This window comes from Treponema sp. TIM-1 (assembly GCF_046533115.1).
GTDB lineage: Bacteria > Spirochaetota > Spirochaetia > Treponematales > Breznakiellaceae > JAIRMO01.
Window position 1 is genome coordinate 1 of sequence record NZ_JAJQRC010000063.1, and the last position, 11,655, is coordinate 11,655.

Below are 11,655 nucleotides of genomic sequence, written 5' to 3' on the forward strand. Positions count from 1 at the left end.
AGCCGGTTTTGGTCCCGTTTTCTCCGCTTTCTTGACCACTTTCTCCCGCGCCGGTATCGCCGTCGAGTCCCGGTTTACCTGATATACCACCTGGTCTTTATGGGCCATGACCACTATCCCCTCCAGGGTTTGTTCAAGCAGTCTTGTTCTGAAAGAAACGTAAACACCCGCGAAAAATTCGCCTTACTGGGTACCTGTTCGAATCCGCACAATAGCCGCAGATTCGGTTCTCCTTTAAGCCGCTGGATCAACTGACTGGTCTTAGGTATCCCGAAATATTCCTTGGCCAGAAAGCTCCGTATAAAGGGAGTATACTGATAGGGTATCCGTCCGGTCCCCGCATACGGCCGTATGCGGGCAGGCAATTGTTTTTCTATGACCCGCAACATATGGAGAAAGGTTTTATATTCATCCAAGAGGAATTCTTCAAAACAGTGTGAAAGGGTAAAAGAGATGTTCAGGAGCCCTTGCGCTCCTGCTATGATTTGGCTTATAGTTTTCATGGCGAGGGTCTCCTGATTGATGGTTTTTTCAACTATAATTCTATCAGGTTTCTCTCGCCTTTTCTATCTTCCCTGGGGGTTTTGAAACAGGCTCTACTATAAAATAAATACGTTTAAGGAGAAATAAAATATGCCGTTTGTAAATAATAATCAACGAGAAGGTTTTAGTTCAAACTCACTTGTCGGTTCAGATTTTGAGAAAATCGCTTCTGAATATTTTAAAAATAAGGGAAATATTAGGTTAGAACCCAATTTTGAAATAACATTAGGGGGTGAATTGAAAAAGACGCATAGATTTGATTCGTTGCGAAGGGTCCATACCCAAGAACCCGCTTACGCGGGGGAGCCTTGGGGTGGAACCAAGGGTATGGACCCTGAGTCAAATACCTTACGAGAACAACATACCCCGACCGCTTGCGGCGGGGTTGTTGATATACTGATAAAGGGCGCGGTTGAACTTGAACTAATATATAATCAGTCCAGAACACCTCCGGTGAAACGTATGGTGGGTTTTAAAGAAGCGGGAAGGCAGAAAGCCCCGTTGTTATGGTCCCATACCATTTTAGCCGCTCTGTTTATGATTGTTTTGTTCATATCAATCATTTCGATGAAAGACCATATATTGAGGAGTTCCCTGGTAGATCAGGCGGCTGGGAGTGAAAAAATATTCCCGGAAAATCCCGCACAAGTTGTTTATGATTTTTTGTTTGAAACCAATTCTTCTTTATGAAGGATAATTTATTTTACAGGAGTTATATGATGATACGGAATTATGTGTTGGCGCTTGTATTAGCCCTGCTCGGTTTTGCCGCAGCGGTGCTGTTTTGCGGGGGAATGTTTGGTGTATACATCGATCTTCCCAATGCGCTTCTGATAATAATTTTCCCATTGGCATATCAATGGATTTTATTTGGGAAAAATTTCACGGGGATCGCCTTTACCGCGCCGTTCAAAAAGGAACCGTCGTTAGGAGAACTGTCAAAATCGCAGGTTTTTTTTAAGAGTTACCGGAAGCTTACCTGGATTACCGCCCTGGTAGTAATAATCATCGCCATGATAGCCATGTTAATGTTTCTGGAAAACCGATCGGCCCTTGGTCCCAATATGGCAATTGCATTCATCAGCACGCTATATGCCGGATTAATCGATATTCTGGTAATATTTCCCTATACTATAATTCTGAAGAAAAGAATGCTATTATTGGATGAGGAGATATAGTCGTAAAAAACGGGGGCTGCACCTAACAGGGTCTGTATGCGCTTCGCCGCCAGCAGGCGGCTCAGGCTGTAGTTTTGCTGGTTCCGCTGCGCTTCAGTCCCACGCAAAACCTCCACCGCATTTTGCCAGGGCTGCAAAAACGTTCCCAAACAGCCGGAGCGTTATGCGAAGTGCCCCCATATTCCATTTATTTTGTTCGAAGCCGGGTCGAATACCCAAGAACCCGCCTTTCGGCGGGGGAGCTTCAGGGCGGGGAGAGTCATTAGAATGAATATCCTATTTTAATATCAAATGCGATAAGATCAAAGGTACCTTTAAACACAGTCATCCTTCCATCAGAATTCATATAAGAATCATTTGAAGCATACTTTTCTGGAATACTAAACGTTTTACCAATTCCCCCTCCCAATTGTAAAGTGAACCCGTGGTTAAATATCCATTTATAACCTACGACTATTCCGCTTCCTATTTCAACAAAAAAGCGATCTATATATCTATCGTCAGTTACAGTTACATTTAACCACCCAACGTTAGAATAAAGACCGATATAAAATCCTTTTAACCCGGTTTCAAATGGTCTAATAATAAACCCTGGTTTAAACGTCATCTGAAATTCCATTCCTTCGGGATTTCGAAAACTAAGTCGCTTAAACGAAGCTTCTAATGATATATTAAACATTTCAGTTAATTTATATTGTCCCTCTAAGCTAAATAAAAATGTATTTGAGTCATTGTACTCAGGTAAAGGAATAAGGGATACTAAATCAGCATACAATAAAATCGGATTTATCTGAATGGTAATCTTCCGGTCTCTACTGTTTTGACAAAATATGCTGTTTTGAATAATCAGTAGTATGGTGATGGTAAATAATATCTTTTTCATATAATGTCCTTCTTTATCTGGTCTTTCCCCATATATTAATTTCTATTCAGAAAATTAAGATGTTCTTCCCAAAAGCCATTCCAAAATCTGAATAAAAATAATCTTTTCATATAATACTCACCTTGTGCGCCTTGGTGGTTACCATTGCGCCTTTACCATCGTTCCCTACGGGGTTTACTGCCGTCTTTTACAGGTCAAAATTATCAAGATGGTATCGCCTTCCATGAATGTCAGCGTTAGCATATCTCCCTCCAGACGATAGGGCATGCCGGGCTGGTCAGGATGTGCAGGATCTAACAGGGTAGTATCACCCACCACAATTTCTTCGGCGGGTACTAGTATTTCTGTCTTGCCGTTTCGGGTTCCTTTCAACATCATCATGTTGTTTTCAAAGACGAAGAAGATTTCAGAACCTGCTTCGGCCATCATCGGCTCACTGATAATCGTGTCGTCGTGCTGTACCCTCGTTACTACCCAGTCACCCTCCAGGGCTTTTGCCTTTTTCCCTTGGTTCTGGGCAAAGCCCCTTGCCGCAGCCAACACAAACAGCGCGGCAATGACCGGCCGCACGCCATGGTTCTTCATAAAAACTCCTTTATATGTTGTCAAGAACATAGGGCTGCGTTACCAGTGGCCGAATGCCCGTTCTCTACAGTTGCAGCCGTTCGGCGTGATGATAGGCTTCGGCCCGCAGGGCTTTGACGGATTCGTCCGCCAGGTAGTCGTCGAAGGGCATCATCCGGTCGATGAGGCCGGCGGGGGTTATTTCGATGATCCGGTTGGCGATGGAATTGACGAATTCGTGGTCGTGGGAGTTAAACAGGATAACCCCGGTAAATTCCAACAGGCCGTTGTTCAGGGCGGTGATCGCCTCCAGGTCCAGGTGGTTGGTGGGTTCGTCGAGGATGAGGACGTTTGCCCCGGAGAGCATCATCCGGGCCAGCATACACCGGACCTTTTCCCCCCCGGAGAGGACGTTCACCGGCTTAAGGGCCTCCTCCCCGGAAAAAAGCATCCTCCCCAGGAAGCTCCGCACATAGGTCTCGTCCTGGTCCGGGGAATACCCCTTGAGCCAGTCGGTGATGGAGCAGGGGGAGTTAAAGAGGGCGCTGTTTTCCCGGGGAAAGTAGGAGAAGGTCGTGGTCTGGCCCCAGTAGTAGTCCCCGGAATCGGCTGTTTGCTCCCCGGCGATGATGTTGAAAAGGGCGGATTTGGCCCCGTGTTCCACCCCCACAAAGGCGATTTTGTCCCCCCGGTTCACCATCAGGGTAAAATCTTTCAGGAGTTCCCTTCCCTCAAGGGAAAGGGAGAGTTTTTCTATCCGTAAAACATTGTTCCCGATATCCCGGTTGGGTTTAAAGGCCGCATAGGGGAATTTGCGGCTCGTAACCGTGATGTTTTCCAGATCCAGCTTTTCCAGGACCTTTTTACGGCTGGTGGCCTGGCGGCTTTTGGCCGCGTTGGAGGCAAAGCGCTGGATAAAATCCCGCAGTTCCCGGGCCTTCTCCTCCCGCCGTTTAAGCTGGTCCCGGGCCTGACGCTGGAGCATCTGGCTCATCTGATACCAAAAGTCGTAGTTCCCCGCATAGAGGGTGATCTTACTAAAATCAATATCGCAGATATGGGTACAAACCGCGTTGAGAAAGTGGCGGTCATGGGAAACCACGATTACCGTGTTGGGAAAATCGATAAGAAAATCCTCAAGCCAGGCGATGGATTCCAGGTCAAGGCCGTTGGTAGGTTCGTCCAGGAGGAGGATGTCCGGGTTCCCAAAGAGGGCCTGGGCAAGGAGGACCCGGACCTTTTTGGATTCGTCCAGTTCCGCCATGGTTTTATCCAGGTCGGCGTCTTCCAATCCCAGCCCTGAGAGGAGCTGCCCCACCTGGGCCTCCGCCTCCCAGCCCCCCAGGTCGGCAAAATCAGCCTCCAGTTCGCTGGCCCGCATGCCGTCTTCCTCGGTAAAATCCGCTTTGGCGTAAATGGCTTCCCGTTCCCGCTGTACCTCGTAGAGTTTGGGATACCCCATGATCACCGTCTCCCGGACGGGGCATTGCTCAAAGGCAAAATGATCCTGTTTGAGGACGGCGATCCGCTGGCCGGGGCTGAGGGAGATTTCCCCCCGGTCATGCTCCATCTCGCCGGAGAGGATCTTGAGGAAGGTGGACTTTCCCGCGCCGTTGGCTCCGATAACGCCGTAACAGTTTCCGGGGGTAAATTTAAGGTTAACGTCCTTAAAAAGGGTCCGTTCCCCAAATTTAAGGCTTATATCACTGAGGGTGATCACTCATTCTATTCCTTGGAAGCGCCTGAATCCCGGTTTTTCTTAAAAAAGCCGGCTATCCGGGCGAGGATCCCCGTTTTTTCAGGTCCGGTCCCGGAGGAAACCGGCGCCTTGGGGGCTTGTTCCGGAGAACGTTTTGGGGCAGCGGGCTTTTCCCCGGCCGGTCCCGGCCCTTTTTGCCGGGGGGGGGCATTCCGCCCGCCCCGGCCTTGTCCGGTCCTACGGCCCTCCCCGGTCCGCTCCGGCCGGGGGGCGCCGGCGGCCGGCTCTTGAGACCGGGGGCCGCCCCGTCTTTTGGGGGGAGGGGTCCTTTCGCCGCCCCCGGCTTCACCGGTGGCAGGCGGCTGCCGGTTACCGGCAGGCTTCCGGGGACGCCGGCCCGGCCCGCCCGGATTGGAAGAATCGTACTTCTGCTTGTAATAGGTCATCCGGTCGTCAAAGGAAAGGTGGGAAAGCTCTCCGGAGGAGGAAGCGGCCGGGGAGGGGGGCCGCCGTTCCTTTCCGCGGTCTTGCCGGTCCTCCCCCCGTCTCCGGCCTTCTCCCCGGTTTCTGTCGGGTCCGGAAGAACGGCCTTCGCCGATCCGTCCCCGCGGTTTTCTATCCCGTCGGTCCCCGCCATCCCGGCGCCGGTCCCGGTCATCATACCGGTCGTCATAGGAGTCGGTGCGGATCCGCATCCCCTGGCTCTTGTCCTGGCCATAGAGATCTTCCCGGGCTATTTCAGCGGGGAGCTTCTTTCCGATATACCGTTCAATGGCAGGCAGCTCATAAACATCCTGTTCACTGGCCAGGGTAATGGCCTTGCCGGTTTTACCCGCCCGGGCGGTCCGGCCTATGCGGTGGACGTAATTTTCCGCTTCCGTGGGCAGGTCGTAGTTCACCACCAGGGCAAGCCCTTCAATATCAAGTCCCCGGGCGGCCACATCGGTAGCCACTAGAAAATGGATACGCCCCGCCTTAATATCGTCGATGATCTTGAGCCGCTTGACCTGGGGCAGGTCGCCGATGATAAATTCACAGTCAATCCCGTTGATCCGCAGCCGTTTGGCCACGATTTCCGCATAACGCTTGGTATTACAGAAGACAATGGCGCTTTCAGGCTTCTCCCGTTCCATGATCCCCAGGAGGAACCGCATCTTATTGTCGCTGGGGACATGGTAGAGGATCTGCTCCACCTCGTCTACGGTAACCGTCTCCGGGGCGATTTCAATCTCCAGGGGGGATTTGGTGTATTCCCAGGCGAGATTTTTGACCCAGCTGTTGAGGGTGGCGCTGAAAAGCATGGTCTGGCGGCGGTCTACCGGGGGCACCACCTTGATGAGCTTCCGCAAATCCGGGTAAAACCCCATGTCAAACATCCGATCCGCCTCATCCAGGATCAAAAAGGCGATATCCATGAGGTTCATCTGGCCGGAACTGTTGAGATCGAGTACCCGGCCGGGGGTTCCCACGAGAATTTGTACGTTGTCCTTGAGGAGCCGCTGCTGCGGGGCATATCCGACCCCGCCATAGAAACTCCCCACCTTAAAGGGCAGGTATTTCCCGAGGAGCTTGGCCTCCTCCTCAACCTGAACGGCCAGTTCCCTGGTGGGTACCATGATGATCGCTTTTTTCCCATGGAGGAGGGACTCGGTAAGGAGGCGCTGAAAGATGACCACCAAAAAAGCCGCGGTTTTCCCGGTTCCGGTCTGGGATTGGACATAGAGATCGTGGCCGCCAAAGGCATTGGTCAGAACCTGCTCCTGAACCGGCATGCAGGAGATGTATCCCGCATCCACAAGACCCCGCATCAGGTCGGGGTGTAGGTTAAATTCTTTAAATTCCATATTGTACTATAGTTATACCTGTTTTTTACAATTATGTGTAGAGGGAGAAAAGGTATCCGGCGCCAAAACTTACCGTTGGGCCGCCGCGATGAGGGTTACCGCCCGGTGATCGTAGGGGGATTCATCCCAGTCGCCGTAGAGTTCCACCGAGGAAAAGCCGGCTTCCCGGAGGAGGGTCCGCAGTTCCGAGGCGGCGTAGAGCCGTTGGGTAAAGGTCCGCTCGATCCGGCGGTCTTCCCGGATGAGGATCCACCGGTTTTGCAGGCTCCCCCAGGAGTCCCGGGGGGCATACTGGGTAAGGACCAGGTATCCCGCCCGCTCGAACCAGTCGGCTTCCACAAAATCCCTGACCGCGATCTCCTTGCCCAGGGTTTCGATGATAAAGACCCCCCCGGGTTTAAGGGAATCGTAGACGTTTTTTACCATAAGCCGGTCATCCCGGGGGTCTTCAAAATAGCCGAAGGAAGTATAGAGGTTAACCGCCGCATCAAAAGCGCCGGGCCGTTTAAAGGAACGGGCGTCGGCGCGGACCAATTCAACCTCCAGCTTTTCATAGGCCGCGTCCTCCCGGGCGGCGGCGAGGTAGGCTTCGGTGATATCCACCCCGGTAGGATAAAAGCCCCGCCGGGCCAGTTCCAGGGTGATCCGCCCGAATCCGCAGCAGAGATCCAGTATCCGGGGAGGGCCTTTGGGGGGAACCGCCGGGGTTTCATCGTACAGTCTGAGCTTTGACAAGCGGGTAACCCCGTCGGCAACCGCGGGGACCTCGTTCCACCGTTTGGCGTCGAATATGATGGGAGCATATTCCTCCCAAAAGGAGGCGTCCAAAAACCATTCTTGTTTTACATCCATTATGTTATATCCTCGTCCGGAGGCTGGCATCCGTCGCAGTGTTTTTTATTGACTGTGTAAGTTAATTATAGCATATTCATACATATGACGACAATTTGTTTTAAGAAGCGGACCTGGATCCTCCCGGTCCTATCCCTGGTGTTCGCCGCCTGTGTTGGGGGACCCAAAAACCCGGTCCCGGAAAAGGGACCCCATGCTCAAACCGCTCCGTATGAGGCGATAATCTTTAATAAGACGACCGTGCTTTTCCCTGATCAGGGCAAAAAAAGCCCCCGGATGGAATTATCCCTCATCCTGCTGGATCCCGCGGGGGACGAGCTGCTCAAAAGCCTCCTCTATGAGGGATTAAGTCCCGAGGAATACGCGGCCCACCTTATCCGGGACTATGAAGATTCCTACTTTGATGTCCGTACCCAGACGGAGGATCCGGACATACGATCTTCCGCCGTATTAAACTGGACCTACAAGGAACTCCATAAGGTCCAGGCCTACTCCCGGCTGCAGGTAATTGGCCGGTTCAAGGAGTACTATACCGGCGGCGCCCATGGTATGCGGGAAAAGAACTATTTTGTTATTGATTTAGTTGAAAAAAAGCAGATCCGCCTGAAGGATCTGTTTCTTGAGGGGACAAAGGAGGCGCTCAAAACCCGGGTGGAAGACGCCTTACGGGCGTATTCATCCCTGGAACCGGGGGCCCCCCTCTCCTCAGGGTATTATTTTAACGATTCGGTGGAACCATCGGAAAACTTTTTCCTTACCACCGGGGGTATTGGTTTTTATTGGGACCCCTATGAGATAGCCCCCTATTCGGTGGGCCCGGTGAAAATAATCATTCCCTATGCGGATATAGAGGATCTATTGAATCCCCGGGGAAAATTTCTGATATCCCAATTAAATTAGTACCTTGTAAACACTAATATACCTGATATATGGGAGAAAGAGAATTCGACCACGAAGGCGAAGAAGGCGCAGAAGGAAGTCGAAAATAGGGAAATTTGTCAACTTTTATCGGTTAAGGCTCTCCCTGATATCCTCCGATAATAAATCATACGTCCTTGAGGACCTATGATTTAGAGGAGGTTTTTAGTATGAAACGGTATTATATTAAAACGCTTAACCGTGACCGGATTGAATATTTTGATATCCTTGGAGAAAACGACGAGGGCTACCGGATACGGCTTACCAAGATAAAGGACGGGGATGAAAAAACCCTTGAAGACTCGATGTCCCGGACGCTCTTTGACGTATGCCTTAAAACCGGCTATATCTATGAGCTGGAAGAGCTTGCTTCGTCGGTGGCATAGTGGTCTATGACCGGTACCAGGCATAGGTCAGCCAAAACAACTGTCTGGTACCGGCGCAGCCCTGGTAAAAACCATCATTTTTGTAGGTTTTCTGGGTTTTTTTACTAAAAATTACTTTTATGTATCTTCTAAAACAGGGCGAAAATGAAATCGGCCCCTGCTTTTCAAAATGACGCAAACTTCATTTTCGGTTGCTTTTGTGATGACGTATCACGACCTATTGACTATTTATTAATTTCATACTAGGATAAAAAAACTTAGGGGGGCGTAGCGAAGTTGGTTTATCGCGCTGGCCTGTCAAGCCGGAGATCGCGGGTTCAAGCCCCGTCGCTCCCGAAGAATGAGAAATATGGCGGTATAAGCGGGGCTTGAAACGAAGCCCCCGCCGAGCGAAGGCGAGGAAAAGGCGGCAGGGATGCCGCCGGCAGGGGGCGGAGACGGCCTGGAGGGAGCGGACAGGAGGTCCGAGACCGGAAGGCAAGCCCCGTCGCTCCCGAAGAATTGTTTATAACAGGAAAAGGCGGGGCTTGAAACGGAGCCCCCACCGAGCGGAAGCGAGGAAAAGGCGGCAGGGATGCCGCCGGCAGGGGGCGGAGACGGCCTGGAGGGAGCGGACAGGAGGTCCGGGACCGGAAGGCAAGCCCCGTCGCTCCCGAAGAATTGTTTATAACAGGAAAAGGCGGGGCTTGAAACGGAGCCCCCGCCGAGCGGAAGCGAGGAAAAGGCGGCAGGGATGCCGCCGGCAGGGGGCGGAGACGGCCTGGAGGGAACGGACAGGAGGTCCGGGACCGGAAGGCAAGCCCCGTCGCTCCTGTTGCAAATTAGTGGAGTTGCCCGGGGCAACTCCAAATTTTTCTCCGCTGGGAGAAAAACGGGCAGTAGCGCAGTTGGTAGCGCGCTTGGTTCGGGACCAAGAGGTCGCGGGTTCGACTCCCGCCTACCCGATGACACAATTCCTTATGTTGTAAGGAATTATCCGAGAGTATGCTAAGCAGCAGCAGGATAAGGGACAGTTTTGAACCTTATTTTGAACCTAAAAAAGAACAGGGCTGCTTGGTTTTATTAAAAGGGAGTGGCCTCGCAGCCGTCAGGATGGACCGTGTTATGGTTCAAAGGGCGGTATAAAAGATCGGGGGCGCCGGAGAGGCGGACGCTAAAGGACGGCTAAGGGAAAAACCTTACTGCCCGGCAATCCTCTCCATAAAGCTGGTTGTCGCCTTTGTACCATGAGGCTCGGAGTGGTGCGGAGAAGGAGATAACTATGCACGCACCTTTTCATGTGGTAAAACTTAAAAACACCGCTGGCAGGACCTATTATCAGGTCCGTTTTTTTGACGAAAAGGGAAAAATTGTCAAGAGGAAAAGCTATCCGCCCGGAACCTCCCGTACGCGGGTCTGTCTGCTCGCTCAGGAAGCTTTAGCCCAGGGGATCATCCCTTCTTCCCTGGATCCTGCAGCCGTAACCTATTTGGAGGAATTCTGGTCGGCAGATTCCCCCTATTTCAAGTCGCAAGCCTTGCGGGGAAAACCGCTCTCCGTATCCTATCGTAAGGCCGGGTTCTATGGACTGAAACATTTTAAGCCCTATCTGGAAGGCAAGCTGATGAGCCAGCTTACCCCTGAAGGACTTGAAGCGTTTGCCGAAACGCTTGCTCTGAAGGGTATAAACCCTCGTTCCATTAACCTCGGCCTTGCGGCAATCAAGCGGCCATACGCGCTGTATTGCAAGAAGCTGCACATCCCGAACAATCTGTCCAGCGTAGAGCCTCATATGGAAAAACCCAAAGAACGGGGAACCCTCACCGAAGATGAATTAGGAAAAATTATTCTTTCCCAGGCTGACAGCCGTTACCGGTTGGTGGTACTTCTTGGGGCCATGTGTGGGTTGAGAAAGGGGGAAGTCCGGGGGCTTAAACATGAAGATATTGATTATGAGAACAAGCTGCTTACGGTACGGCATAATCTCGTCCTGAACGAGGAAGGAATGAAAGCGCCGAAATGCAAGAGTTTTCGTACGGTTCCGCTCCCCAAGCAGGTATTATACCTCATACGTGAAGTACAAGCGGCTTATGAGGCGTTTTTCCAACGGCCGTGTCAATATGTAGTGCCTAATCGAGCCGGTCCGGATAAGCCATGCAATGGGATAACCGTGAAAAGAGGATTTCAGGAGGTGCTCAAAGCAATTGGCATTACTGAGGAGGTACGGAAGGAACGGAATCTGGTATATCACTCCGCCGGCAGGCATACGTTCATAACGCTCCTCCAAAAGAAGGGGATTCCTCCGTTTATGGTTGCCGGACTGAGCGGCCATAGAAGCCTCGCGATGGTGGATACTTATACCCACTTTGAAAAAGGACACATGGATTTTGGTACCGCACGGGCGGCAATAGAGCACGCTGGTCAATATGAAGTTACGAAGGATTACGTTACCCCTGTATGATAAAAAGAGCCTGTACCCTCCGCCGTCCTTAAGAGGACGGCGGGGATTATTTGGCGGGCGTAATGAATGACGAAATCAGAGCTGTTCAAGTTGCTAGCAGCTAATGCTTTGTAGATAGCATTTATCAAAATTTGGTTAGTTTTGGGAAATGCTGTATGCATTAAGAAATTAACAATTTATATGGGACAGTTCCAAAAAATTTAACAAATTCTTGGAGTATTGACTTGACATATTAAAAAAGATTTTATATACTAAACCACTAGTGTCCAAAACAGGAACAGATTCTACCATACGAACTCCTGCTGAACTGATAATATTGCCGGTGGTTTAGGAGGAGGCGATGGATTG

At 51.1% G+C, this 11,655-nt stretch carries 11 protein-coding genes and 2 tRNA genes; 7 read left to right on the top strand and 6 right to left on the bottom strand.

The window, feature by feature from the left end; all coding sequences use genetic code 11:
• Positions 1–113: 113 nt before the first annotated feature.
• The gene (locus LQZ21_RS14225) at positions 114–503 is read right to left on the bottom strand and encodes a transposase (protein ID WP_411045213.1); all 390 of its coding nucleotides are present in this window, start codon (positions 501–503) and stop codon (positions 114–116) included.
• Positions 504–633: 130 nt separating this feature from the next.
• Between LQZ21_RS14225 and LQZ21_RS14230 the strand changes: the two genes are divergently transcribed.
• The gene (locus LQZ21_RS14230; RefSeq protein WP_411045214.1) at positions 634–1,233 is read left to right on the top strand and encodes a hypothetical protein; all 600 of its coding nucleotides are present in this window, start codon (positions 634–636) and stop codon (positions 1,231–1,233) included.
• Positions 1,234–1,259: 26 nt separating this feature from the next.
• Entirely contained in the window at positions 1,260–1,721 is a 462-nt protein-coding gene (locus LQZ21_RS14235) for a hypothetical protein (RefSeq protein WP_411045216.1), read from the top strand.
• A 262-nt stretch (positions 1,722–1,983) separates the two neighbouring features.
• Here LQZ21_RS14235 and LQZ21_RS14240 read toward each other — a convergent pair whose 3' ends face one another.
• From LQZ21_RS14240 to LQZ21_RS14260, 5 genes are all read right to left on the bottom strand, one after another.
• Positions 1,984–2,604: a DUF3575 domain-containing protein gene (locus LQZ21_RS14240; RefSeq protein WP_411045217.1), complete on the bottom strand. Its 621-nt coding sequence runs from the start codon at positions 2,602–2,604 to the stop codon at positions 1,984–1,986.
• 174 nt (positions 2,605–2,778) lie between these two features.
• Positions 2,779–3,189 (bottom strand): hypothetical protein, encoded by a 411-nt coding sequence (locus LQZ21_RS14245; protein ID WP_411045219.1) that lies wholly within the window; start codon positions 3,187–3,189, stop codon positions 2,779–2,781.
• A gap of 64 nt (positions 3,190–3,253) precedes the next feature.
• Positions 3,254–4,888, bottom strand: a complete 1,635-nt coding sequence (locus tag LQZ21_RS14250; RefSeq protein WP_411045221.1) for an ABC-F family ATP-binding cassette domain-containing protein — start codon at positions 4,886–4,888, stop codon at positions 3,254–3,256.
• Positions 4,889–4,893: 5 nt separating this feature from the next.
• A complete protein-coding gene (locus tag LQZ21_RS14255) occupies positions 4,894–6,711 on the bottom strand; it encodes a DEAD/DEAH box helicase (protein ID WP_411045223.1) in 1,818 nt (605 codons plus the stop codon).
• 69 nt (positions 6,712–6,780) lie between these two features.
• Entirely contained in the window at positions 6,781–7,563 is a 783-nt protein-coding gene (locus tag LQZ21_RS14260; RefSeq protein WP_411045224.1) for a class I SAM-dependent methyltransferase, read from the bottom strand.
• 84 nt (positions 7,564–7,647) lie between these two features.
• Between LQZ21_RS14260 and LQZ21_RS14265 the strand changes: the two genes are divergently transcribed.
• The 5 genes from LQZ21_RS14265 (at position 7,648) to LQZ21_RS14285 (ending at position 11,307) form a co-directional block, all read left to right on the top strand.
• A complete protein-coding gene (locus LQZ21_RS14265; RefSeq protein ID WP_411045226.1) occupies positions 7,648–8,463 on the top strand; it encodes an RsiV family protein in 816 nt (271 codons plus the stop codon).
• Between the two features lie 188 nt (positions 8,464–8,651).
• On the top strand, positions 8,652–8,867 hold the full coding sequence (locus LQZ21_RS14270) for a hypothetical protein (protein WP_411045228.1): 216 nt from the start codon (positions 8,652–8,654) through the stop codon (positions 8,865–8,867).
• A 261-nt stretch (positions 8,868–9,128) separates the two neighbouring features.
• Positions 9,129–9,203, top strand: a tRNA-Asp gene (locus LQZ21_RS14275).
• 536 nt (positions 9,204–9,739) lie between these two features.
• A tRNA-Pro gene (locus tag LQZ21_RS14280) sits at positions 9,740–9,812 on the top strand.
• Between the two features lie 334 nt (positions 9,813–10,146).
• On the top strand, positions 10,147–11,307 hold the full coding sequence (locus LQZ21_RS14285; protein ID WP_411045229.1) for a tyrosine-type recombinase/integrase: 1,161 nt from the start codon (positions 10,147–10,149) through the stop codon (positions 11,305–11,307).
• Positions 11,308–11,655: the final 348 nt, after the last annotated feature.

Coding starts and splice junctions, on each gene's coding strand:
- LQZ21_RS14245 (WP_411045219.1), bottom strand. CDS start 3,189: ATGAAGAACCATGGCGTGCGGCCGGTCATTGCCGCGCTGTTTGTGTTG.
- LQZ21_RS14270 (WP_411045228.1), top strand. CDS start 8,652: ATGAAACGGTATTATATTAAAACGCTTAACCGTGACCGGATTGAATAT.
- LQZ21_RS14225 (WP_411045213.1), bottom strand. CDS start 503: ATGAAAACTATAAGCCAAATCATAGCAGGAGCGCAAGGGCTCCTGAAC.
- LQZ21_RS14260 (WP_411045224.1), bottom strand. CDS start 7,563: ATGGATGTAAAACAAGAATGGTTTTTGGACGCCTCCTTTTGGGAGGAA.
- LQZ21_RS14230 (WP_411045214.1), top strand. CDS start 634: ATGCCGTTTGTAAATAATAATCAACGAGAAGGTTTTAGTTCAAACTCA.
- LQZ21_RS14235 (WP_411045216.1), top strand. CDS start 1,260: ATGATGATACGGAATTATGTGTTGGCGCTTGTATTAGCCCTGCTCGGT.
- LQZ21_RS14255 (WP_411045223.1), bottom strand. CDS start 6,711: ATGGAATTTAAAGAATTTAACCTACACCCCGACCTGATGCGGGGTCTT.
- LQZ21_RS14265 (WP_411045226.1), top strand. CDS start 7,648: ATGACGACAATTTGTTTTAAGAAGCGGACCTGGATCCTCCCGGTCCTA.
- LQZ21_RS14240 (WP_411045217.1), bottom strand. CDS start 2,604: ATGAAAAAGATATTATTTACCATCACCATACTACTGATTATTCAAAAC.